Source organism: Flavobacterium cauense R2A-7 (assembly GCF_000498475.1).
GTDB classification, from domain to species: domain Bacteria; phylum Bacteroidota; class Bacteroidia; order Flavobacteriales; family Flavobacteriaceae; genus Flavobacterium; species Flavobacterium cauense.
Map to the genome: position 1 here is coordinate 162,845 of NZ_AVBI01000012.1, position 23,362 is coordinate 186,206.

The 23,362-nt window shown below is 40.0% G+C and carries 21 protein-coding genes; 12 read left to right on the plus strand and 9 right to left on the minus strand.

The window, feature by feature from the left end; translation table 11 throughout:
* Positions 1-54 precede the first annotated feature (54 nt).
* Positions 55-573, minus strand: coding sequence for a DUF4833 domain-containing protein (locus FCR2A7T_RS04540; RefSeq protein WP_023570109.1), 519 nt, complete (start codon positions 571-573; stop codon positions 55-57).
* A 290-nt stretch (positions 574-863) separates the two neighbouring features.
* On the opposite strand from FCR2A7T_RS04540, the gene FCR2A7T_RS04545 reads away from it, so the two are divergent.
* Positions 864-2,726 (plus strand): ABC-F family ATP-binding cassette domain-containing protein, encoded by a 1,863-nt coding sequence (locus FCR2A7T_RS04545; protein ID WP_023570110.1) that lies wholly within the window; start codon positions 864-866, stop codon positions 2,724-2,726.
* Positions 2,727-2,874: 148 nt separating this feature from the next.
* On the opposite strand, the gene FCR2A7T_RS04550 is transcribed toward FCR2A7T_RS04545, so the two are convergent.
* Positions 2,875-4,425 (minus strand): SDR family oxidoreductase, encoded by a 1,551-nt coding sequence (locus FCR2A7T_RS04550; protein WP_035117505.1) that lies wholly within the window; start codon positions 4,423-4,425, stop codon positions 2,875-2,877.
* Between the two features lie 148 nt (positions 4,426-4,573).
* Between FCR2A7T_RS04550 and FCR2A7T_RS04555 the strand changes: the two genes are divergently transcribed.
* The 7 genes from FCR2A7T_RS04555 (at position 4,574) to FCR2A7T_RS04585 (ending at position 12,267) form a co-directional block, all read left to right on the plus strand.
* Positions 4,574-5,353 (plus strand): O-methyltransferase, encoded by a 780-nt coding sequence (locus tag FCR2A7T_RS04555; RefSeq protein WP_023570113.1) that lies wholly within the window; start codon positions 4,574-4,576, stop codon positions 5,351-5,353.
* 248 nt (positions 5,354-5,601) lie between these two features.
* Entirely contained in the window at positions 5,602-6,291 is a 690-nt protein-coding gene (locus FCR2A7T_RS04560) for an ABC transporter ATP-binding protein (protein WP_023570114.1), read from the plus strand.
* 262 nt (positions 6,292-6,553) lie between these two features.
* Complete coding sequence (locus FCR2A7T_RS04565) at positions 6,554-7,126, plus strand: cob(I)yrinic acid a,c-diamide adenosyltransferase (protein WP_023570115.1); 573 nt, start codon at positions 6,554-6,556, stop codon at positions 7,124-7,126.
* A 154-nt stretch (positions 7,127-7,280) separates the two neighbouring features.
* Positions 7,281-7,502: a DUF2795 domain-containing protein gene (locus tag FCR2A7T_RS04570; protein ID WP_002986941.1), complete on the plus strand. Its 222-nt coding sequence runs from the start codon at positions 7,281-7,283 to the stop codon at positions 7,500-7,502.
* An 88-nt stretch (positions 7,503-7,590) separates the two neighbouring features.
* Positions 7,591-10,950, plus strand: coding sequence for a preprotein translocase subunit SecA (gene secA, locus FCR2A7T_RS04575; protein WP_023570116.1), 3,360 nt, complete (start codon positions 7,591-7,593; stop codon positions 10,948-10,950).
* Positions 10,951-11,022: 72 nt separating this feature from the next.
* The gene (locus FCR2A7T_RS04580) at positions 11,023-11,598 is read left to right on the plus strand and encodes a hypothetical protein (RefSeq protein ID WP_023570117.1); all 576 of its coding nucleotides are present in this window, start codon (positions 11,023-11,025) and stop codon (positions 11,596-11,598) included.
* A gap of 90 nt (positions 11,599-11,688) precedes the next feature.
* A complete protein-coding gene (locus tag FCR2A7T_RS04585) occupies positions 11,689-12,267 on the plus strand; it encodes a hypothetical protein (RefSeq protein ID WP_035117341.1) in 579 nt (192 codons plus the stop codon).
* On the opposite strand, the gene FCR2A7T_RS14690 is transcribed toward FCR2A7T_RS04585, so the two are convergent.
* The 3 genes from FCR2A7T_RS14690 to FCR2A7T_RS04600 all read right to left on the minus strand — a co-directional run bounded on the left by FCR2A7T_RS14690 (position 12,262) and on the right by FCR2A7T_RS04600 (position 16,124).
* Positions 12,262-13,512, minus strand: a complete 1,251-nt coding sequence (locus FCR2A7T_RS14690; protein ID WP_051369504.1) for a sialidase family protein — start codon at positions 13,510-13,512, stop codon at positions 12,262-12,264. The genes FCR2A7T_RS04585 and FCR2A7T_RS14690 overlap by 6 nt on opposite strands.
* Complete coding sequence (locus FCR2A7T_RS04595; RefSeq protein ID WP_023570119.1) at positions 13,502-15,655, minus strand: TonB-dependent receptor; 2,154 nt, start codon at positions 15,653-15,655, stop codon at positions 13,502-13,504. Before FCR2A7T_RS04595 ends, FCR2A7T_RS14690 begins: the two co-directional genes overlap by 11 nt.
* A 100-nt stretch (positions 15,656-15,755) precedes the next feature.
* Positions 15,756-16,124 (minus strand): hypothetical protein, encoded by a 369-nt coding sequence (locus FCR2A7T_RS04600; protein WP_023570120.1) that lies wholly within the window; start codon positions 16,122-16,124, stop codon positions 15,756-15,758.
* A 264-nt stretch (positions 16,125-16,388) separates the two neighbouring features.
* Between FCR2A7T_RS04600 and FCR2A7T_RS04605 the strand changes: the two genes are divergently transcribed.
* The gene (locus tag FCR2A7T_RS04605; protein WP_023570122.1) at positions 16,389-16,796 is read left to right on the plus strand and encodes a hypothetical protein; all 408 of its coding nucleotides are present in this window, start codon (positions 16,389-16,391) and stop codon (positions 16,794-16,796) included.
* 109 nt (positions 16,797-16,905) lie between these two features.
* On the opposite strand, the gene FCR2A7T_RS04610 is transcribed toward FCR2A7T_RS04605, so the two are convergent.
* The 3 genes from FCR2A7T_RS04610 to FCR2A7T_RS04620 form a co-directional block, all read right to left on the minus strand.
* Positions 16,906-18,309 (minus strand): FAD-binding oxidoreductase, encoded by a 1,404-nt coding sequence (locus FCR2A7T_RS04610; RefSeq protein ID WP_023570123.1) that lies wholly within the window; start codon positions 18,307-18,309, stop codon positions 16,906-16,908.
* A 191-nt stretch (positions 18,310-18,500) separates the two neighbouring features.
* A complete protein-coding gene (locus FCR2A7T_RS04615) occupies positions 18,501-19,712 on the minus strand; it encodes an MFS transporter (RefSeq protein ID WP_035117345.1) in 1,212 nt (403 codons plus the stop codon).
* Entirely contained in the window at positions 19,712-20,623 is a 912-nt protein-coding gene (locus tag FCR2A7T_RS04620) for an AEC family transporter (protein ID WP_023570125.1), read from the minus strand. Before FCR2A7T_RS04620 ends, FCR2A7T_RS04615 begins: the two co-directional genes overlap by 1 nt.
* A 137-nt stretch (positions 20,624-20,760) precedes the next feature.
* On the opposite strand from FCR2A7T_RS04620, the gene FCR2A7T_RS04625 reads away from it, so the two are divergent.
* From FCR2A7T_RS04625 to meaB, 3 genes are all read left to right on the plus strand, one after another.
* Complete coding sequence (locus tag FCR2A7T_RS04625) at positions 20,761-21,168, plus strand: RrF2 family transcriptional regulator (protein ID WP_023570126.1); 408 nt, start codon at positions 20,761-20,763, stop codon at positions 21,166-21,168.
* Between the two features lie 55 nt (positions 21,169-21,223).
* A complete protein-coding gene (locus tag FCR2A7T_RS04630; RefSeq protein WP_023570127.1) occupies positions 21,224-21,865 on the plus strand; it encodes an NAD(P)-dependent oxidoreductase in 642 nt (213 codons plus the stop codon).
* Between the two features lie 93 nt (positions 21,866-21,958).
* Positions 21,959-23,050: a methylmalonyl Co-A mutase-associated GTPase MeaB gene (gene meaB / locus FCR2A7T_RS04635; protein WP_035117511.1), complete on the plus strand. Its 1,092-nt coding sequence runs from the start codon at positions 21,959-21,961 to the stop codon at positions 23,048-23,050.
* Between the two features lie 78 nt (positions 23,051-23,128).
* Here the strand turns inward: meaB and FCR2A7T_RS04640 are convergent, their stop codons facing one another.
* On the minus strand, positions 23,129-23,356 hold the full coding sequence (locus FCR2A7T_RS04640; protein ID WP_023570129.1) for a hypothetical protein: 228 nt from the start codon (positions 23,354-23,356) through the stop codon (positions 23,129-23,131).
* Positions 23,357-23,362 lie beyond the last annotated feature (6 nt).

Genomic DNA, 23,362 nt, shown 5'->3' on the forward strand with positions numbered 1-23,362 from the left:
AAATATAATAGGAAAATTGGCATTTCTAAAATTCCGCTACTGAAGGAATCGTTTTTAGAAATAGAAGCGTTCTTTTATTTCGATGTTCCCAACCTCGTTGTTTCCGTAGAAATCGATAAAATCAATTTTAGGTTTGACCGACTTGGTAGCCGCTTTAGCGATAAACATTCGTCTGACAATCATTTTTTTACCGTTAACGATGGTTTTTACCTGCGGTTTTCCTTTGGCATCCAATTCGAGGTACAGTTTCTTTTCAGGATAGGCAACCAGCGTAAATTCGTAATGACTTTCTTTTATTTTTTTAAACGTAATACCGTAGGCAAATTTTCGCTGTACGCTGCTCAACTCTTCCTTCACTCCGCCTTTAGTGTAAGCAATTCTGTAAATTTTAATGGGCTCTGCATCGTTTACCGTATTGTTTTCGGAAAAATTCACGTCGTACACAAAAGTATTATGATTGTCACTGTGTTGAATATAAAACAATCGCTCGGCCGCATCCGGAGGAATGGGATAGCCTTTTTGGGCAAAACCAATAAGCTGACTGAAAAGCAGTAATAAAACTATTTTTTTCATTCCGTTTGATCCAATGTTTTAACTACACAAAGGTACTCAATAATTGATTAGACGGTGTTTTTAATCCGACAAGAACGAAAGTTGTTCCGACAAAAAACACAAAAGACCTTTCCCCAATAGCCCCGATGGGAGCGGCATCCTTTTCCGGTCATTGAGGCTCTCGAAATGACCGGAAAAGATACAGCGGACAGCGGGAAAAAGGCCTCCAAATACATCCCAAACCATTCGCTCCAAACCGTACCATTTTTAATTCGGAATATAATAGCGTACTTTTGCCAAAAATTAGCATTGTGAATTACCTTTCAGTAGAAAATATCTCTAAGTCGTTTGGCGAAAGAACGTTGTTCAAAGACATTTCGTTCGGGATTAACAAAGACCAGAAAATCGCTTTCATCGCAAAAAATGGTTCGGGAAAAACCTGTATCATGAAAATCATAAACGGTGAAGACGAGCCGGATACGGGACAAGTTGTGGTGCGCAAGGACATCAAAATGGCGTTTTTGTCGCAGGACCATAACTTGCAGGACGAACTGACGATTGAAGAAAGCATTTTCGCTTCGGACAACGAAATTCTGAAAGTAATCGAGCAATATGAAAAAGCACTAGAAAACCCGGAAGACGAAGAAGCCTACCAAAAGGCTTTTGACAATATGGACCGCCATAATGCGTGGGATTTTGAAACGCAATTCAAACAGATCTTGTTCAAACTGAAGTTGGAAGACTTCAAACTGAAGGTAAAAAATCTTTCCGGTGGACAGAAAAAACGTTTGTCGCTGGCCATTATCCTAATCAGCCGTCCGGACTTATTGATTTTGGACGAACCTACGAATCACTTGGATTTGGAAATGATCGAATGGTTGGAAAGTTATTTTGCCAAAGAAAATATTACGTTGTTCATGGTTACACACGACCGTTTCTTTCTGGAGCGTGTTTGCAACGAAATCATCGAATTGGACAACGGAAAATTATACCAATATAAAGGAAATTATTCTTATTATTTAGAGAAAAAAGAAGAACGTATCGCTTCGGAAAACGCCACGATTGACAAAGCACAGAATCTTTTCGTAAAAGAATTGGCCTGGATGCGCCGCCAGCCGAAAGCACGAACTACTAAGTCGAAATCACGTCAGGACGACTTTTATAAAATTAAAGAAGTAGCCGAGAGCCGCCGAAAAGAAAACGTGGTGGAGCTGGAAATCAACATGGAGCGCATGGGAAGCAAGATTATCGAGCTACATAAAATCTCCAAAAAATTCGGTGATAAAGTTATTTTAAACGATTTCAGTTTTGATTTTCAACGCGGTGCCCGAATTGGCATCATCGGGAAAAACGGAACCGGAAAATCAACTTTCCTGAACCTGTTAACCGGAACCATTCCTGCCGACAGCGGAAAAGTTGTGGTGGGCGACACGATAAAAATTGGTTATTACACCCAAAGCGGTATCAATCCGAAACCGGGACAACGTGTGATTGACATCATTAAAGAATACGGCGAATACATTCCGCTGGCGAAAGGACGTATTATTTCGGCTTCGCAATTGTTGGAGCGTTTCCTTTTCGATTCAAAAAAACAATACGATTACGTAGAAAAACTGAGCGGTGGTGAGTTAAAACGTTTGTATTTGTGTACGGTTTTGATTCAGAATCCGAACTTTTTGATTCTGGATGAGCCTACAAATGATTTGGATATTGTAACCTTAAACGTTCTGGAAAGTTTCCTTTTAGATTATCCGGGCTGTTTGCTGGTGGTTTCGCACGACCGTTATTTCATGGATAAAATTGTAGATCATTTGTTTGTGTTCCGTGGTCAGGGTGAGATTGAAAACTTCCCGGGGAATTATTCTGATTTCCGAGCGTATGAAGACAGCGCTGATGTAATTCAGAAAGAAGAAAACAAAGCCGAAAAGAAAGACTGGAAACAGCAAAACAACACGTCTGGTTTATCGTTTAACGAGCAGAAAGAGTTTCAGAAAATCGAGCGTGAAATCAAAGATTTAGAACTGAAGAAAAAAGAAATCGAGCAATTATTTTCGGATGGAAAAGTTGCCGATAGCGATATTGAAAAGAAAGCCAACGAATTACAGAATGTGATTAAGAAAATAGAAGAAAAAGAAGAACGTTGGTTTGAACTTTCTGCTAAAATTGAAGGATAAATTAGTGTTCAGTTAGCAGTTAGCAGTTAGCAGTTAGCAGTTAGCAGTTAGCAGTTAGCAGTTAGCAAAGTAAAACTAAAACTGATATAAAATAAAAGCCACAACAAAATCTAATTCTGTTGTGGCTTTTTTATTTAGAAATGAAGTATTACCAAGCAATCGGCACATAATCTTTCAAGAATTTTCCGCTCCAATGCTTTCCGGTATTAATACCATCGAATAAAGGATCCATAACTCTTGCCGCACCGTCAACAATATCTAACGGCGGCTGAAAATCTTCTTCTTCCTGTTTTCGTTTCGCCATTTCGGCAGGATCTTCGTCGGTAACCCAGCCTGTATCGACCGCATTCATGAAAATTCCTTGTTTTGCCAATTCCCCAGCTGCCGTATGCGTTAACATATTCAGCGCTGCTTTCGCCATATTGGTGTGCGGATGGCGGGCATCTTTATATCCATGGTAAAATTTGCCTTCCATCGCCGAAACGTTGATGATGTGTTTTTGTCCCGTGTGGTCTTTTTTCATTACTTCGGCCAAACGATTGCACAACACAAAAGGCGCAACGGAATTTACCAATTGCACTTCAATCATTTCTGTGGTTTCGATTTCGCCTAATTTCAAACGCCAGCTGTTGGTTTTTCTTAAATCGACTTGTTGTAAATCGGCATCTAATTCCCCTTCAGGAAAAACCTCATTGGCCACTAATGCTTTATCAAAAGAATAGGGAATCTGTGATAATTTAGCCGATGCCCCCAACCCAATTCCCGGTTCCGGCCCGTGCCAGGTTACCGGCATATTCTCATTGGACGAAGCGCCCATAGTCAATACTTTTAATTCCTGTAAGCAATTGGTATGATCCGCCAGTAAATCTTGGACTTGCTTTGGCAATGACGACACCGGTCGCTCTTCATTTTCCATCAAATGCGTATAAAATCCGGCCGGACGTCGCACCGTTTGCGCGGCATTATTGATCAGAATATCCAAACGTCCATATTTTTGTTCGATAAAATTGCAGAAAATCTCTACACTGGGAATGTGTCGTAAATCCAATCCGTGAATTTTCAGGCGGTGTCCCCACTCCATGAAATCCGGTTCTTTAGCAAAACGAGCTGCCGAATCCACCGGAAAACGTGTCGTCGCGATAACAGTTGCCCCGCCACGCAAAAGCATTAGCGTAATATGATACCCGATTTTCAAACGAGAACCTGTTATTACTGCTATTTGTCCTTTTACATTGGCGGTTTGAAAACGTTTGGCGTAATTGAAATCGCCGCAATCGGTACACATGGTATCGTAAAAATGATGCAGTTTAGTAAACGAAGTTTTGCACACATAACAATTTCTTGGTGTTTCCAATTCCAATTGTTCCTTATTAGCCAAATCAGAAGGCGCCAGTAATTTTGGCGCTATAAAAATACTGGCTTCACGGGCATGACGGATTCCCGTTTCCTTACGAGCCGTTTTGTCGGCATTTTCTTTTTTGCGTTTGGCGACTAATCTTCCATCTTTTTTTCTACGTGAAAGTTCGTCGCGATCCGGTCTGGAAAATTGTCCGGCCGCTTTAATCAAGGCGGTTCGCTGCTCCTTCGGAATGTCAAATATCTGGTCTGTATTGGTGTTTAATTGCGTCAACAGCGCAATGCATTTGTCAATTTCTTCCGAAGTTATTGCCTTCGTATTTTCTGTTTCTTCCTTCTTCATCATAAAAACAAGTATCAATCCTGGCAAAACAACCAAGGCTGCAAATATAGTTTTAAAATCCGGTTTCAACTTTTTACTGCAAAAGATTGAAGGTTTCTGAAATGGCTTTGTATCTTCGTCGTTTCTTTGTAAAACCTTTCGCAGTACTATGTTATTTCAAATCAAAGCTTATTTCAATTTCCTTTGGAATTCCAAAAATCAACATGGAGTGCATTCGCCGTTTGTATTTTCTCTGGTAACCAAATGCTTTTACGATACAAAAACAAAACCTGATTACAAAATTCTAAAAGCGTACCGAAACGATTTACTAAGCAACAAAAACACGATTGAAGTTACCGATTTCGGAGCCGGTTCGCGCGTTTTTAAATCGAATACGAGACAAATTTCAAAAATCGCACAAACTGCCGGAATTACGCCAAAGCGTGCCGAATTACTATACCGAATCGTTCGTTATTTCCAACCGGAAACCATTTTAGAAATCGGGACTTCTTTAGGATTGGCAACCTCTGCCCTTGCCTTGGGAAATCCGAAAGCAAAAATCACCACTTTGGAAGGCTGTCAGGAGACTTCAGGCGTGGCACAAAAACAGTTTGCAAAATTCAAATTGAACAATATCGAAACTGTTGTTACCGAGTTTACAACACATTTCGAAAATTATCAATTATCAACTGTCAATTATCAACTAATTTACTTCGACGGCAATCATTCCAAACAAGCTACTTTAGATTATTTCGAACTGCTTTTGCCCACCATTACCAACGAAACGGTTTGGATTTTCGACGACATTCACTGGTCCGAAGGCATGGAAGAAGCTTGGGAAATCATCAAAAATCACCCGAAAGTTACCGTTACAATTGACACTTTTCAATGGGGATTGGTTTTCTTTCGTTATGAACAGGAAAAGGAACATTTCAGCATTCGGACATAAGTGGAAAAATGGTCTTTTTTTTAACAAAGATATAACATCTGAAAACCAATACAATTCACTGGAAATCAATAATTTTAAATTGCTTTAGATTACATCTGCAGATGGTTAACAGCAAATACTTTTTTTAGGCTTCCCGCTTTATAAACGGGGAGCTTTTTTATTTCCCTGTAACAAAACGTAAAAAATTTCTACTTATATCCGTATAAAACCCGTTTTTGTACTTTTAAAAACTGAAAAAGCCAGACACCATGTCAAAAACCATTATAGAAATAAAAGGAATTACCAGAGATTTTCCCTTAGGAAACGAAACCGTTTACGTTTTAAAAGGCATCGATTTACACATCAACAAAGGCGAATATGTAGCCTTGATGGGGCCTTCGGGATCCGGAAAATCAACTTTAATGAATATTTTAGGTTGTCTGGACACACCCACTTCAGGTTCGTATGTTTTAAACGGAAAAGACGTGAGCAAAATGGAAGACGATGAACTGGCTGAAATCCGCAACAAAGAAATCGGTTTCGTATTCCAAACCTTTAACCTTTTACCCAGAACCACAGCGTTGGACAATGTCGCCTTACCCATGGTGTATGCCGGTCATGGAAAAGACGACCGAAACAAACGTGCCACTCAGGTACTCACCCAAGTTGGTTTATCCGACCGTATGGACCACAAACCCAACCAGCTTTCCGGAGGTCAGCGTCAGCGTGTAGCGGTAGCTAGAGCTTTGGTAAATCATCCTTCCATTATTTTAGCTGATGAACCCACAGGAAACCTGGACAGTAAAACTTCCGTGGAGATTATGAGCCTTTTCGACGAAATTCATGCCAACGGAAATACTGTAATTCTGGTAACCCACGAAGAAGATATTGCCAAACATGCGCATAGAATCATCCGTTTGAAAGATGGTATTATCGAAAGCGACAATCCTAATAGATAGCAGATTACAGTTATCAGTCAACAGGAAACAGATTGTAGAAAAAGACTGCTTAAAAATCCGCGGTGCTCACATCCGTTTTATCGGCGTTCCATATATATTACTTTGAAGCGAATCGCTTGGGATTTATCAGGATACCTTGTTCCCGCTTTCCACTTTACTTCGTGCCGTTGCAATCGGGGCTAAACTGTTTTTGTCTTTTATTCTTGGAAACTCCTCGAAAAACTCTGTAACTTAGCGACTCTGTAACTCAGCAACTAAAAAAATGAAAGTATATACCAAAACCGGTGATAAAGGAACCACGGCCCTATTCGGCGGTACCCGCGTTCCCAAACACCACATCCGCATCGAAAGCTACGGCACCGTAGACGAACTGAATTCCTATATCGGTTTAATCCGCGATCAGGACATCAATCCGTTGTATAAAAACGTTTTAATCGAAATCCAGGACCGCTTGTTTACCGTGGGTGCCATTTTAGCCACACCACCCGAAAAAGAAATTCTTAAAAACGGGCAACAACGCCTAAACATTAACAGAATTTCCGATGAAGACATTACTTTATTGGAAAACGAAATTGACAACATGGATCAGGCTTTACCACCCATGACGCATTTTGTATTGCCAGGCGGCCACACCACCGTGTCATATTGTCATATTGCGCGCTGTGTATGCCGTCGTGCCGAGCGTTTAGCTACTCAATTACATGAAATTGAAGTCATCGACGAGATGGTTTTAACCTATCTAAACCGACTTTCTGACTACCTTTTTGTCTTGGCACGAAAGTTGTCCCATGACCTGCACGCTGACGAAGTGAAATGGATTCCCAGAAAGCAGTAATCAGTGGTCAGTATGCAGTAATCAGTTTTATGTAAACAACTGTAAACCAAATACTAAAAAGCAACGTTCTTAACTTTTTTTAAAATAAAAGAAATTTTACTTGATTTTTTCAGTATAAAATTTATTTTTGCATAAAACTATAAATCAATCAAAGATGTATTGGACATTAGAATTGGCGTCTTATTTAAGTGATGCCCCGTGGCCAGCCACAAAAGATGAACTTATCGACTATGCTATCCGAACAGGAGCTCCATTGGAAGTAGTGGAAAACCTGCAATCGATAGAGGATGAAGGTGAGATCTACGAATCGATGGAAGAGATATGGCCTGATTATCCAACAGACGAAGATTATCTTTGGAACGAGGATGAATATTAAAAAATAAACACAGCGAAAAAGTCTCTCAGGAGGCTTTTTTTTTGTGTAAATTTGCACACATTATATAGAATATAAACCAAACCAGATTATGAGTTTCATAAACAGCATATTAAAAGCTTTTGTGGGTGACAAATCCCAAAAAGACGTAAAGGCAATTCAACCGATTATTGCCAAAATAAAGTCTTTCGAAAGTGCTTTAGCAGCATTATCACACGACGAACTGAGAGCAAAAACAACCTATTTCAAAGAGCAGATTAAAGCCGCACGTGCTGAAAAAGATGCCAAAATTGAAACGTTGAAAAAAGAAGTTGACGCTACGGAAGACATCGACAAAAGAGAAGATTTATATGCAGCTATCGATGCAATCGAAAAAGAAGCTTATGAAATCTCCGAAAAAGTATTAAACGACATTCTTCCAGAAGCCTTTGCTGTCGTGAAAGAAACTGCACGTCGTTTCAAAGAAAACACACAAATTACGGTTACGGCTACTCCGAAAGACCGCGAATTGTCTGCATCAAAATCATACATCACTATTGAAGGAGACAACTCCGTTTGGGCAAACTCATGGGATGCTGCCGGAAAAGCCATTACTTGGGACATGATTCACTATGATGTTCAGTTAATTGGCGGTACCGTTTTGCATCAGGGTAAGATTGCCGAAATGCAAACGGGTGAAGGTAAAACTTTGGTAGCAACTTTACCAATGTATTTAAATGCCTTAACCGGAAATGGAGTACACTTGGTAACCGTGAATGATTACCTTGCCAAACGTGACAGCACTTGGAAAGCACCTTTATTCGAATTCCACGGGTTGACAGTGGATTGTATCGACAATCACCAACCGAATACTCCGGCACGTAGAAAAGCATACGAAGCAGATATCACTTACGGAACCAATAACGAATTCGGCTTCGACTACCTAAGAGATAACATGGCACATACACCGGGCGAATTGGTACAAAGGAAACACAACTACGCGATTGTCGATGAGGTGGATTCCGTATTGATTGACGATGCTCGTACACCATTGATTATTTCAGGTCCGGTTCCGCAAGGTGACCGTCATGAATTCAACGAGTTAAAACCGAAAATCGAAAACCTATACAACCTTCAACGTCAATTGGCTAACGGTTTCCTAACCGAAGCTAAACGTTTGATGAAAGAAGGAAATACCAAAGAAGCCGGTTTCCAAACGTTAAGAGCTTACCGTGCTTTACCAAAAAATAAGGCATTAATCAAATTCTTATCGGAAGAAGGCGTTAAACAATTGCTTCAGAAAACCGAAAACGAATACATGCAGGACAACAACCGCAAAATGCCGATTGTTGATGAAGCCTTGTATTTCGTAATCGAAGAAAAAAACAATCAGGTAGAATTAACGGATAACGGAATCAAATTCCTGTCACAGGACACTTCCGATGATTTCTTCATCCTTCCGGATATCGGTACCGAAATTGCCAATATTGAGAAACAAAAATTAGCCAAAGAAGAAGAAGCCGAAGCCAAAGAACAATTGTTCCAGGATTTCGGAGTAAAAAGCGAGCGTATCCATACGTTAACGCAACTTTTAAAAGCCTATACGTTATTCGAAAAAGATACGGAATACGTTATCATGGACAACAAAATTATGATTGTCGATGAACAAACCGGTCGTATCATGGACGGTCGTCGTTATTCTGACGGATTACACCAAGCGATTGAAGCCAAAGAAAACGTAAAAATTGAAGCGGCAACACAAACGTTTGCAACAATTACGTTACAGAATTACTTCCGTATGTACAGCAAATTATCGGGTATGACCGGTACTGCCGTTACAGAAGCAGGTGAATTCTGGGAAATCTACAAATTAGACGTAGTGGAAATTCCAACCAACAGAGGAATTGCCCGAAAAGATAAAGAAGACTTAATTTATCGTACCGTTCGTGAGAAATTCAACGCGGTGGCGGAAGACGTTCAGCAAATTGCAGCTTCGGGAAGACCGGTACTAATCGGAACTACTTCGGTTGAAATTTCCGAATTATTAAGCCGTATGTTGAAAATGCGCGGTGTTCAGCATAATGTATTGAATGCGAAATTGCACAAACAAGAAGCTCAAATCGTTGCTGAAGCAGGTAAACCGGGCGTAGTTACCATTGCCACCAATATGGCAGGTCGTGGTACTGACATCAAATTAACCGACGAAGTGAAAGCGGCTGGTGGTTTAGCCATCATCGGTACAGAACGTCACGATTCACGTCGTGTAGACCGTCAGTTAAGAGGTCGTGCAGGTCGTCAGGGAGATCCGGGAAGTTCACAGTTCTATGTGTCTTTGGAAGATAACTTAATGCGTTTGTTCGGTTCGGAAAGAGTTGCGAAAGTAATGGACCGAATGGGCATCAAAGAAGGCGAAGTAATTCAGCACTCCATGATGACCAAATCCATCGAAAGAGCGCAGAAAAAAGTAGAAGAAAACAATTTCGGTACCCGTAAACGTTTATTGGAATACGATGATGTAATGAATGCACAACGTGAAGTGGTATACAAACGTCGTCGTCACGCTTTACACGGAGAACGCCTGAAAGTAGATTTAGCAAACATGATGTATGATTTGGCAGAATTGTTAGTAGAAAACAACAAAGCGGCCAAAGATTTCAAAAACTTCGAATTCGAATTGATTCGTTATTTTGCCATCGAATCGCCGGTTTCCGAAAGTGATTTCAACAAACTTACCGAAATGGAAATCACCGGTAAAGTATACAAATCAGCTTTAGTACATTACAACGAAAAACAGGAACGCAATGCTAAAGAAGCTTTCCCTGTTATCAAAAACGTTTTCGAAAACAATAACGGTCAGTTTGAGCGTATTGTGGTTCCGTTTACAGATGGTATCAAAACCCTTAATGTGGTTACCGATTTGGAAAAAGCTTATCAAACAGAAGGGAAAACCTTATTGGCCGATTTCGAAAAGAACATCACTTTGGCCATTGTGGACGAAGCATGGAAAAAACACTTACGCAAAATGGACGAATTGAAACAATCGGTTCAGTTGGCCGTTCACGAGCAAAAAGATCCGTTGTTGATTTATAAATTCGAAGCCTTCAATTTGTTTAAAAACATGTTGGACGGTATCAATAAAGAAGTGATTTCATTCTTATTCAAAGGTGATTTACCATCGCAAAACCCGAATAACATTCAGGAAGCACAGGAAATCCCGGTTCAGGAAGATTACACCATTTCGAAAGAAGAAGTTTTAAATACGGATGAATTAGCGGCAAGAAACCGTGAAGCGGGGCAAATGCAACAGCAACAACAGCATGTTACTGAAACCATCGTACGCGATCAGCCAAAAATCAACCGTAACGATAACGTAACAATCAAACACGTTATGAGCGGAAAAACCGAAACCATGAAATTCAAAAAAGCCGAGCCAATGCTGGCTTCTGGTGAATGGATTGTGGTTAATGAATAAGTTTCAAAAAAGAAACCATTAAAAATCCCCGGCTCAGGTCGGGGATTTTTTTATATTTGAAAAAAATAAATCATGAAAAACAGAATAGCACTTCTTTTATTGCTTGCCGCATCATTTGTTTCAGAACTGTACGCACAGGATTTGGCTTCCTTAAAAACCGAGGCAAAAAAAACGTATGAAGCGTCTGCCAATTTGAATTTTGATGCCATTTTTGAACATACTTACCCGAAAGTTTTTGATATCGTTCCCAAAGAACAGATGAAAGAAATGTTCGACCAGATGATGGCAAATGAAAATTTCTCCATTAAACTCATTCCTGTCGCTCCTAACTTCAAATTCGGTGAAATAAAAAAAATCGACAATAAGTTTTTCTGTGTTGTGGAACACGATAACGCCATGACCATGAAATTCAACAAGCCCATGGAAAACGCGGAAAACCTGACCGAAACATTCAAAACATCCATGAAGGCGGACGATGTAACATACGATAAAGCCACCAATACGTTCTCAATCAAGATGCGCTCCACCATGATTGCCGTTGCCGATGAGTTGACCAAAAACAAATGGAAGTTTTTGAACAACGATAAAAGCGGACAGCTTTTCAGCATGATTTTTAATGAAAAAACAAAAACCGAGCTGGGTTTTTAAATCAAAAAAACAGCGCAGTACTGAAGAATAAATCGTCAGGCAACGGTTGAATTGAATTGGTTTTTCTATATTTATAAAAAAAATCACTCCATGAGGTTCAAAATCACATTGTTAACATTGTTAGTTTCCGTTGTTACCACAGCGCAGACTATCGATGACTTAAAACGTGATACCAAAACACTCTATGAAGCAACTTACACTATGGCTTTTGATGCCATACTGGATTTCACCCACCCTTTAGTATTCAAGTTTATGGAACGGGCTGATATGTATGGAGCCATGGACAGTGCTTTTCAAAATGACACTTACAGCATTCGCTATGTCTATACAACGCCTCATTTTGATTTTTCCGATATCAAAGTTTTAGACAACGGACTGTATTGTGTGGTGAGTTATGAAAATGCCATCAGGATGACCTATGAAAAACCGCTTACTTCTGAGACTGTAAAAGAAAAAATAACCGAATCCATCCATAAGAACTTTCCAAATTCTATTGTTACTTTCGAAAAAGACCGCAATGCTTTTTACATCGTTAAAAACGACAAACTGGTAGCCATTGCTGATGATTTTACCGACGGAAAGTGGAAATTCATCAGCTTTGACCCCAAATACAAAGAATTGTTAGATGCTGTTATCACAGAAAAAACCAGAAAACAACTGGGTTTATAACTTCGTTGTATTGCTCTTCGGTTCCTTCTCCAGTCGAACAATTTTATAACAAACCTTTTCCTCTTTACTTCCCTGACTCCAGGCCACCAATACTTCTGAATCATTCAACGTTTTTATAATCGGAAAGGTTGCCATCACATTGTCTTCCGAAACAAAGCTTGTCGTAACAATTTCACCGTTTTTCGCTCTGCGCTGCAAACCAATTCGATTGAAATAATTCCCCTCAATTTCCGCCGTTTCATCCCATACAATTACCACATCTTTATCGTTGACAACCGTAATTTGGGGATGCTTTGCCGAAGGATTGTCACTAACACTGTTCCTTTTTGAAAAAGTATTGCCGTTATCGGCTGAATTGGCATAAAAAACACCGGCTCCTCCTCCCATGGTAAACCATGCAAAATGCAATCCTTCTTTATTTTGCGTCATCGTCGGACCTGTGTGCGGACAACCATTGATTTTCCAATCATCCGGACTGATGCGTTTCGGCTCAGAAAAGGTCTTCCCGTTATCCGAAGAGTAACTCAGCACCATATCACGAATTTCATCGTTGATGATATCTCTGTAAGCGGTATAAATAACGCCGTTTTTTCCAATATACAAATCCGTTCGGCAACACTGACAGGTAGTTTCTCCAATGGATTTTTCATTTTGAAAACCATTTTTCCCTCTGGTTTCTGCATAATACAAAGACGAACCCTGCAAATCGGTTTTACTCCTGTTGTCCAGCCAGATTATTGCCGCTTCGCCATTTGGAAGCAAATCGATGTCAAAATAACGCTGATCGATTCCGGCAGTATCTTTCACCAATTGCGTGGCCGGCGTCCAACTTTTTCCTTCATCAAACGATTGCGAATACTGAATGAGTCCGCCATACTTTTTCTTTGGAGTAGGATTGTCAATACCCCAAACCGCAATGATTTCCCCATTGGGTTTAAAAAGCATTTTAGGAGCGTTTTCCCCGTGCAACTCTACTCCTTTACTGGATGGAATTTCTATAGGTTGTCCAAATATTTTCAACTTTTCATCAAAAAAGGCGTAGCACAAAATCGCTGTTTCTCCTTTTATTTCTTTTCCGAAACTCATCACCACTTTTCCATTGGCATCCGATGTGATAAACGGACAAGTAGTTATGGTTCCGGTTGCCGTAGTTATTGGGATTACCGAATTTGACATTGTCTGCGAATTACTTTTCTGTAATGAAAACAACGTCATTACAAAAATCAAAAAAAGCTTATTGTTCATTGTTTTTCTTGTTAAGTTTAAGATGGTATTGCAAGCCAAAAACAAAAGTTCTTGGTGCTGCGGCTGTATAAGTTGGTGCTGAAGTTGCATTATTTCCGCGGGTTACGTTATAAGCATACAACTTATCGGTTAAGTTCATTGCATTTACATAGCATTCCAATCCGCGCCATTGGTAACCGATTCGGGCATTAAAAACGTTGTAGCCGTCATACTTTACGGTATTTATCTGATTTTGGAACCAGCTTGAAACAAATTGCCATTCTACCGAAGTTCTCAATTTTGGCAGCCATTTCGGGTAATAACTTACCTCTGAATTTCCGGTCCATTTTGGAGCAAAAGGCATTTCAAAACCATTCAGATTTTTAACCGGATCGGAAGGTTTATCCGAAACTTTAAAATCGATGAAGGTATGTTGCGCCGTTGTGCCTCCCATTCTGATTCGGAATTGTTCGTTCGGACAGTAATTTACTGCAAACTCAATTCCTTTGTGACGGGTTCTTCCTGCAGATTGGTAATCGGTGGAATTGTCGGGCTGACGAATGTTTAACAGCTCGTTTTTTCCTTCCATATAATAAAGTGAATATTCAAGATTTAGTTTTTTTCCGAAGAAACTCAACCAACCGCCTACTTCGTAATTGTCAAATTCGGCAGATTTTAAGTTATAATAAAACTCGGCCGGAACACCGGTGCTTCCACCCGTTCCCGGTTTCGCTCTGAAAATGGAAGTCAGTCCCGGAGGCGCAAAGCCCTGAGCATAATTTCCGTAAAAACCGGCAAAATCAAACGGATTGTAATTCACACCCGATTTAAACGTAAACTGATCGTAGGTTTTGCTTCCGCTGGAAACATCAACATTGTTCGTATAATCCAGACTCATATTATCGTAGCGACCGCCAAGCGTAACCAAAACTCTATTGATCGGTTTAAAACTGACCTGAGAAAAAACGGCTTTGTTGTATATTTTTGCATCATAATCGGCAAGGCGAATATCTGGTCGTTCGGCTGTGATTTCATAACTGCTTACGGTTTGTCCTCCCGGATTCAGATTTGATTTCAAATCAATTTGATATGCATTATAAGTCACCGGAGAATAATCGAACAATCCGCCTGCCACCAATGATGTCGACAGAAAATCAAACTTCTGATTGTGCTGTCCGATAACCCCATAACTTTTGAAATTATTGGTATTGATTTCACCTTTTGCTGTTGTTTGCCCTTGTGTCCAACGAATTCCGTAAGCTGGATTCTGACCTAATTTATTATCTCGAGTGAATGCCGTTAAAGAAGAATGCGAATTGTCGTTCCAATCGCGCTCGAAAGTCAGTTTACTTCGTAAGGCGTCTGATTTTCTGTAAGCAAAGTCGGTTTGACTTTTGTAGGTTCGGTTATAAAAATCGTTTTCGTTGATACTTCCACTCATGTTGGAATTGTATTTCCCGTAAAAAACAGTTCCAATCAATCGGGTTTTGGTGTTGATATTGTAATCGATTCTGGCGTTGATATTGTCTTTGTTATAATCGGAATACGTCATCCAGGAATCGCGTTGCGCACTTGATAATCCCGCAATATGAAAACCGACTTTCCCGATAGTTGTCCCTCCGGCCGCCTGAAATCGTTTATAACCCCACTGATCCGCCTGAATTCCGATTTTAAACTCGGGTTGTAACGATGGTTTTAAAGAAATCAGATTGACGGCACCGCCAACTGCCTCCGGACCATACAAAGAAGAAACCGGACCTTTCACCACTTCAATGCTCTGAAGGTTGAACTGATTGATTTCCAAAAGCGCATTGTGATTGAAAATCCCCATCGGACGAATCGGTAAACCGTCTTCGAGGTATAAATAATAAGAATTGGTGGTCATCGGCTGACGAATCGCCATCGAATGCTGCTCGTTTCCTAAATTCACCATTAAAACACCGGGCGTTTTGTTTATGATTTCGTAAACCGCTGTAGCTTTGGTTTCGTTAATTGTTTTTTGAGTGATTTTTGAAATCGCAACAGGCACTTCTCTTTTTAGTGTAACACTGCGACTTGCTGTAACCACAACATTTTCCAGTTGTTTTACATTTACGGTATCTTTTGGAGCCTGTCCATAAGATAGTTGCCCTATAACCAATAAGGCAAGGAATATTCTTTTCATTTTGATAAGTATAATGATTGCATAATGCTCTTCTTCGGCTAAACCAAAGCAAGAAAGTATACCGTTGTCAATACAACAGCATTAAAACAGTAAACAATAATTATACAGTAGGCGGATGAAAAGCAGGTTTGCTGTTTTCGTAAAAATAAGAATCGGAATACTTCGCATTGATCGATTTCTGAATTGGAAAATTCAACATAACCACTTCGAGCGAAGTCAGTTTTTGGATGAATAAAACTTCGAATTCCGAATGCGAAACTTTTTTATCAGAAGAAACCGGAGTGTCGTTTTCGGAAGCTTTTGCCAATTCTTTCATCAAATGACATTTTCCGTTACACTTCATTTCGGGTTTGGCTTTGTTTTCACAAAGTTCTTTTACAATGTAATCGTAATTCAATACGTATTCCAAAACCGGAAGAATCGGTTTCATCACGAAGAGGAATACTATAATTACAATTGCATTTTTCATATATGTAAAATTAATTTACCAGAGGTCATATATGGTATCGCTTTTATTTATTTGATTTTTGCTGACGCAAACAGTTTTTATGGCGATTTCATAAACCAAAGATACTTCATAATTCCAATGTCAAACCTGATTTTTATCAGATTTCCAAAAATTATCCGTTTTCTTTCCTTTTTTAAAAAAGAACCGCAAAGCTTCTCCTATCTAAATCAAAAACCTACTTTTGCATACTATTTATGATTATCCATTCATTTCAGAAAATACAAAATGCCAAATACTCAAACCTTTACCACTTTTTTCGACGCTGTAAAATCAAGCATTACCAACGGGACTTTCGCCAAATTAACGCTGACAAAAACGATTGGCCAACCGGAATTACAGAATATTTATGTGAGAACTACGGTGGAAAACGGTATTTTAAAATTATCGGTTATCCATAAAATCTATAACGAAGGATTACAGGAAATTGAAAAAATTGTTGAAATGGATGACATGGAAGCGGAATTAATCCCTTACATCAACAATCCGTTTATGTGGGTACTGTTGTTTACCACGGAAGCCGATGTAACCATGAAACTAAACAAAAAACGCATTGCCAACATTACCGAGCAACCACCCACTTTTAAAAATCCGGATGCAACTTTAGCCGACTTTAGAAACGGAAATACTATTTAATCTGAAATAAAAGCACTGCTTTTGTCATTCCGACGTAAGGAGGAATACCATTTGTTATTCAAATCATGAGATTCCTCCTTACGTCGGAATGACAGTTATAAACAGTAAACTAAATATTATCCGGAAAAATCTTCCCCGGATTGAGAATATTATTTGGATCAAAAACCTGTTTGATGTTTTTCATTAACTGTAATTGCAACGTACTAAACGCGATATCCATAAAATTCTTCTGTACATAACCAATGCCGTGCTCACCGGATAGTGTTCCTTTTAACGCCACAGTCAGTTCGAAAATTTCACGGATGCCTTTCGGAACTTCGGTTTTCCAGTTGTCGTCGGTCATATCCGCTTTGATGATGTTTACGTGTAAATTTCCATCGCCGGCATGACCATAACACACCGATTTAAAGCCGTATTTATCTCCTATTTCTTTGATTCCTTTTAGCAATGTTGGCAATTCATATCTTGGTACCACCGTGTCTTCTTCTTTGTAAACCGAATTCGATTTCACTGCTTCTGCTACTCCGCGACGCATTCTCCAAAGCGCGTTTTTCTGGTCTTCGGTATCGGCGAAAAGGATTTCATCGATTTGGAAACCTTCCACAACCGTCATTATTTTTTCGGCTTCGAGCATTAAGATTTCCGGATAATTACCGTCGACTTCAATTAACAAATGTGCCTGAATTTCGGGCTTGATGTCTACGTTTACACCTTCAATGAATTTGATTGCCCAATCGATGGCATCGCGCTCCATGAATTCCAACGCACTTGGTACAATGCCCGCTCTGAAAATCGCTGAAACCGCTTCACACGCTTGTTCTGCTTTGTAAAACGGCACCAACATTAATACGTTATGGGAATTTTTAGGCAACAGTTTCAACACAATTTTAGTAATGATGCCCAACGTTCCCTCACTGCCGACCATTAATTGTGTCAGATTATAACCTGTGGAGTTTTTTAAGGTATTGGCACCGGTCCAGATGATTTCTCCTGTCGGTAAAACCACTTCAAGATTTAAGACATAATCTTTGGTAACACCATATTTTACGGCTCTGGCACCACCGGCGTTTTCGGCCACGTTACCACCAATGAAACAACTGCCGCGGCTACTGGGATCTACCGGATAAAACAGACTTTTTTCCAGAACGGTGTCCTGTAAAACCTGCGTAATTACAGCCGGTTCAGTTATTACCTGAAGGTTTTTTTCGTCGATTTCGATGATTTTATTGAGTCGGTCTGTGGATAAACCGATGCCTTGATGAATGCTCAATGCGCCACCGCTCAATCCTGTTCTTCCTCCGATTGGAACTACCGGGATTTTGTATTCGTTGGCCACTTTTATAATTTCGGAAATTTCCTGAGCCGAAGCCGGTTTTACCACAACACTTGGCGGAAAAACATAATCTTCGGTTTCGTCGTGACCGTATTGGTTTCGGGTTTCGTCGTCGGTGAATACGAAGGTTGTGCCGACTATATTTTGAAGTTTTTGAAGTATTTCGGGTGTGATTTGCATTGTCATAACTAAGCTACAAAGTATGTTAAGTGTCAAAGTTACAAAGTTATTTCTTCAAATAGCAAACCTTAGCCCTGATAGTAGCGGCATCCTTTTCAAAACGGACATTGAGGCTCTCGAAATGTCCGTTTTGAAAAGATATAGCGGATAGCAGGAAACAGCTCCTCCCTTCGACAGTGCTCAGAATGACATTATTTCTTCTTTAAATTCGGCAAGAAATAAGCAATAATTCCGATTAAAGGCAGGAACGAACAAATCGCATAAACGAATTCGATGGACGTTTGATCTGCCAAATAACCTAAAACCGCTGAACCCAAACCACCGATTCCAAAAGCGAAACCGAAGAACAATCCGGAAATCATCCCGACTCTTTCGGGCATTAATTCCTGTGCGTAGACTAAAATGGCCGAGAAAGCCGAAGCGATAACAATTCCGATAATTACCGATAGAATTCCGGTCCAGAATAAATTGGCAAACGGGAGCATTAAGGTAAACGGAGCGGCACCTAAAATGGAAAACCAAATGATATATTTTCTTCCGAATTTATCGCCTAATGGTCCGCCAATTAAGGTTCCTACTGCCACAGCGCCCAAGAAAGCAAACAAATGGTATTGTGCCTGCAAGACCGATATATGGAATTTTTCGATCAGGTAAAACGTGAAGTAACTCGACATGGAAGTGGTGTAAAACGATTTCGAGAAGATTAAAATAAGTAATAACGCTACTGAAATTTTAACCTTCGCAGGAGAAAGATTGTGCAAGCGTTCGCCGCTTTTTTTCTTTCCTTGGATGGAAATCAGTTTTTGCTTGTACCAAACGGCGATTCGGCTTAAAACTACAATTCCAACGATAGCCACCAATACGAACCAAAGTATGTGTGATTGTCCGCGCGGAATTACGATTAAAGCCACTAATAACGGTCCGATTGCCGTTCCGGTATTGCCGCCCAATTGGAAAATTGATTGCGCCAGTCCGCGTTTCCCGCCCGAACCCAAGAATGCTACACGTGAGGCTTCCGGGTGAAAGATGGACGAACCGATTCCGACCAAAGCCACCGAAGCCAATATCAAAGGAAAGCTTGATGCTTGTGATAACATGATGATTCCGCCTAACGAAAATAACATTCCGAAGGCCAATGAATATGGTTTGGGATGTTTATCGGTATAAATCCCGACGAAAGGCTGTAATAACGACGCTGTTACCTGATACGTAAATGTGATTAATCCGACCTGAGTGAACGTCAGCGCATAATTTGCTTTCAAAACCGGATACATCGCCGGAATAACCGCTTGCAGTAAATCGTTTAACAGATGCGCAAAACAAATGGAAAACAAGATGGAATATACTGTGGTTTGGGCCGTATCTCTAGTTTCAATTGAAGCTGTGGCTGTTGTTGTTTTCATTAGATATGCTGTAAAATAAAATACCAAAAAATTAAGGTGACAAAGGAAATCGGGATTCCGAAACCAATCATCATGTTACTGAGTTTGGGTTTTAAACTGTAACTGGAAGCCACGATTGCTCCCGTAATCATGGGCGCCATGGCTGCTTCTAATATGGAGACCTGAACTTCCAACCCGTTTCCACCTAAAAGCATCACGTACAGTAAATAGAAAAAAGCGGGCGTGATGAACAGTTTGAAAAACAACCCTAACGTTAAGAACTTCCAATGTTTGCTTTTACTGTCGAATTCCAGCTGCATCCCAACTGACACGAGTGCTATTGGAGTTACCGTACTGCCCAAACGCTGAAAAACCGATTGCAGTATTTCCGGAAAATCCAGGTGCAAAACGTTCAACACACAGGAAATGGCAAAAGCGATGAAAGGCGGAAAAAATACTATTTTTTTGAAAATTGCACTCGAGCTTGTTGTTCCTCTGGAATACATGGTGGCAACCAAAACCGCTAAAGTGGAAACCACCACAAACGAACCCGGCTGATCTACAATAACTGCGGTTTCTAAACCTTGCTTTCCGTATACCGCTTCGATTATCGGGAAACCTACGAAAGACGTATTCCCTAATCCGGCGGTTATAATCAGGCATCCGGTAAGTTTTTTAGACCAACCGAAGCGCTTACCAAAAGCCGTAAAGAAAATATAGGAAAGTGCAAAACCCAACCAGGCAATTCCCAGCGGAAACAATAATTTAGAACTGATTTCCAGTTTCGGGATATAATACAATGCGATGGCAGGAAGTGAAATGTAAATCACAAACTGATTGAGCGTTTTGTAGCTTAGCGGAGGAAAAGCTGCACTTTTTTTGAGCAAAAAGCCCAAAAGCATGCAGACAAAAATGAGTAAAATGTTTTCCATACTGATTTAAAGCAGGACAAAATTACGAGTTAATCGCCTAACTGAGGGCGATTTTCATTTTTTAACGAAATTTTAGGGTCTATTTTGGTATCAGCATCAAAATCTCTTTTACATTTGCAATATATTTTATTACAGTTATGATTTCCGGTAAGTTTGCCATTACGACGCACATTTTAACATTGCTAGCCAAATTCCCCAACGAATTTATGGCTTCCGATTACATTGCCGGCAGTTTGAACATTCATCCTGTTTTAGTGCGGAAGGAAATTGCCAATCTGAAGAAACATAACTTAGTAGAAAGCAAAGAAGGAAAAAACGGTGGTGTGAAACTGATTGCCTCACCTGAAAAAATTACGTTGGAAGATGTTTTTAAAATCACCTTTGATAAAGCCACGTTAGGTTTTTCAAAAAATGAACCCAATCCGGAATGTCCTGTTGGGAAAAACATCAATTCCAATCTGAATGATTTGTATGAAGGAATAAACCAAACCATTAGTAAACAATTGCAATCGGTGACTTTAGCGGAATTCACAGAAAAATTCTAATCGTTTTTTTTACATAAAACTGTAACATTTTTTATTATATTTTAAATTTAACCTTATGAAAGTAGCCATTATCGGAGCAACAGGATTTGTAGGCTCCAACATTTTAAACGAGATCGTGAATCGCAATCACGAAGTAACGGCGATTGTACGAAACCCGAAAACTTCGGAAAAGGTAAATTGGGTAAAAGCCGATGTTTTTAACACCGACGAATTAGCAAACGTATTAAAAGGAAACGATGTTGTTATCAGTGCTTACAATCCGGGATGGACAAATCCGAACATTTATGATGATTTTCTTGCGGGTTCGAAAGCGATTCAGGAAGCGGTAAAAAAATCGGGTGTTAAACGATACATCACTATTGGTGGTGCCGGAAGTTTATTTGTGGCTCCGAATTTACAAGCGGTTGATACTCCGGATTTTCCTAAAGAATACCATGCCGGCGCAACAGCTGCCCGTGATTATCTGAACATTTTAAAAGAAGAAAAAGAATTGGATTGGGCGTTTTTCAGTCCGGCTTTCGAAATGCATCAGGGAATTACCACCGGAAGAACCGGGAACTATCGTTTGGGATTAGATACTCCGGTTTTTGATGAAAACAACAGAAGTATTTTATCCGGAGAAGATTTAGCCGTGGTGATTGCTGATGAAGTGGAAACACCAAAACATCATCAGGTTCGCTTTACAGCAGCTTATTGATTTTTGATTTCGTAATGTGAAAAGTGCACAATGTTTAAATATCCTTGAACATTGTGCACTTTTTCCTTATTTTTACTGCACTAATTGATTCCAGTGGCACTTAAGAAAACACATCCTTCGGCGTTGAAAGAAAATGACGGTATTGAACAACCGGAAAGCATCAGTACTTCTTCCGTGGAACACATTCAGCAGTTCCGCAGAAAACAGCCTTCTGCCGAGGAATTAATCAGCAACATTCTGAAAGGCGATAAAGTAGCCCTAAGCCGAGCCATCACTTTGGTGGAAAGCACCAGCACTAATCATCTTGAAAAAGCGAATGACGTCATTAAAGGTTGTTTGCCCTTCGCAAATAATTCCATCCGAATTGGCATTACAGGTGTTCCGGGAGTTGGAAAATCAACCTTTATTGAAGCTTTTGGAAAATATCTGACGTCAATTGGAAAAAAAGTCGCAGTTTTAGCTGTCGACCCAAGCAGTTCGATTTCACACGGCAGTATTTTGGGCGATAAAACCCGAATGGAAGAATTGGTGAAAGATGAAAATGCTTATATCCGTCCGAGTGCTTCGGGAGAAAGTTTAGGTGGCGTGGCGCGAAAAACCCGTGAAGCAATTATTTTATGTGAAGCCTGTGGATTTGACACCATTCTGATTGAAACTGTAGGCGTTGGCCAAAGTGAAACTGCCGTTCACAGTATGGTCGATTTCTTTTTACTGCTCAATTTAGCCGGTGCGGGCGATGAATTACAAGGTATCAAACGCGGTATAATGGAAATGGCTGATGCGATTGTGATTAACAAAGCGGATGGCGATAACATCAAAAGGGCACGTTTGGCGAAAGTCGATTTCAACAGAGCATTGCATTTGTTTCCGCAGAAAAATTCCGGTTGGTCGCCAAAAGCAACCTTGTGTAGCGCTATAACCAAAGAAGGCATTTCAGAAGTTTGGGAAACGATTACCGAGTATTTTACGCTAACCAAAGAAAACGGTTATTTCGATAAAAAACGTAAGGAGCAAAACCAATATTGGATGCTGGAAACCATCAACGAACAGTTAAAACTGAATTTCTACAACCATCCGGAAATTCAGAAACTACTGGAAGACAATAAAAAAGCGGTGCAAAACAATGAAATCTCACCGTTTGCTGCCGCTCAGTTGCTTTTGAAAGCTTATAAAAGTGATGAGTAACAGATTACCGTTGTCAGTGAGCAGAAGGCAGAAAAAAATCAGTTTCAAACCTGAAACCTGCTGTCTGCTATCTGAAAACTACTCCTCATACAATTTCATCTCCCTGTCGTAAAACTCTCCTGCTAGGTTAATCAGTTTTTCCATTTCGGCTTCGATTTCCTCCTCTTCCTCTTCATCCAATTCCTCCAAAAACTCGATTTCATCGTCTTTCAAATTGATAATGAATCTTGGGTAATCTAAGTGAATGATGAAAATATCGTCCGGAAAATCGGTGTTGTCTGCTAATACAAATTTTGGTAATTCCATGTGCTT

Excerpts from the sequence above, each read along its gene's own strand:
- FCR2A7T_RS04585 (WP_035117341.1), top strand. The coding sequence starts at position 11,689 with ATGAGGTTCAAAATCACATTGTTAACATTGTTAGTTTCCGTTGTTACC.
- FCR2A7T_RS04640 (WP_023570129.1), bottom strand. The coding sequence starts at position 23,356 with ATGGAATTACCAAAATTTGTATTAGCAGACAACACCGATTTTCCGGAC.
- FCR2A7T_RS04560 (WP_023570114.1), top strand. The coding sequence starts at position 5,602 with ATGTCAAAAACCATTATAGAAATAAAAGGAATTACCAGAGATTTTCCC.
- FCR2A7T_RS04555 (WP_023570113.1), top strand. The coding sequence starts at position 4,574 with ATGTTATTTCAAATCAAAGCTTATTTCAATTTCCTTTGGAATTCCAAA.
- FCR2A7T_RS04630 (WP_023570127.1), top strand. The coding sequence starts at position 21,224 with ATGAAAGTAGCCATTATCGGAGCAACAGGATTTGTAGGCTCCAACATT.
- FCR2A7T_RS14690 (WP_051369504.1), bottom strand. The coding sequence starts at position 13,512 with ATGAACAATAAGCTTTTTTTGATTTTTGTAATGACGTTGTTTTCATTA.
- FCR2A7T_RS04595 (WP_023570119.1), bottom strand. The coding sequence starts at position 15,655 with ATGAAAAGAATATTCCTTGCCTTATTGGTTATAGGGCAACTATCTTAT.
- FCR2A7T_RS04610 (WP_023570123.1), bottom strand. The coding sequence starts at position 18,309 with ATGCAAATCACACCCGAAATACTTCAAAAACTTCAAAATATAGTCGGC.
- FCR2A7T_RS04600 (WP_023570120.1), bottom strand. The coding sequence starts at position 16,124 with ATGAAAAATGCAATTGTAATTATAGTATTCCTCTTCGTGATGAAACCG.
- FCR2A7T_RS04605 (WP_023570122.1), top strand. The coding sequence starts at position 16,389 with ATGCCAAATACTCAAACCTTTACCACTTTTTTCGACGCTGTAAAATCA.
- FCR2A7T_RS04615 (WP_035117345.1), bottom strand. The coding sequence starts at position 19,712 with ATGAAAACAACAACAGCCACAGCTTCAATTGAAACTAGAGATACGGCC.
- FCR2A7T_RS04540 (WP_023570109.1), bottom strand. The coding sequence starts at position 573 with ATGAAAAAAATAGTTTTATTACTGCTTTTCAGTCAGCTTATTGGTTTT.
- secA (WP_023570116.1), top strand. The coding sequence starts at position 7,591 with ATGAGTTTCATAAACAGCATATTAAAAGCTTTTGTGGGTGACAAATCC.
- FCR2A7T_RS04625 (WP_023570126.1), top strand. The coding sequence starts at position 20,761 with ATGATTTCCGGTAAGTTTGCCATTACGACGCACATTTTAACATTGCTA.
- FCR2A7T_RS04580 (WP_023570117.1), top strand. The coding sequence starts at position 11,023 with ATGAAAAACAGAATAGCACTTCTTTTATTGCTTGCCGCATCATTTGTT.
- FCR2A7T_RS04620 (WP_023570125.1), bottom strand. The coding sequence starts at position 20,623 with ATGGAAAACATTTTACTCATTTTTGTCTGCATGCTTTTGGGCTTTTTG.
- FCR2A7T_RS04570 (WP_002986941.1), top strand. The coding sequence starts at position 7,281 with ATGTATTGGACATTAGAATTGGCGTCTTATTTAAGTGATGCCCCGTGG.
- FCR2A7T_RS04550 (WP_035117505.1), bottom strand. The coding sequence starts at position 4,425 with ATGAAGAAGGAAGAAACAGAAAATACGAAGGCAATAACTTCGGAAGAA.
- FCR2A7T_RS04565 (WP_023570115.1), top strand. The coding sequence starts at position 6,554 with ATGAAAGTATATACCAAAACCGGTGATAAAGGAACCACGGCCCTATTC.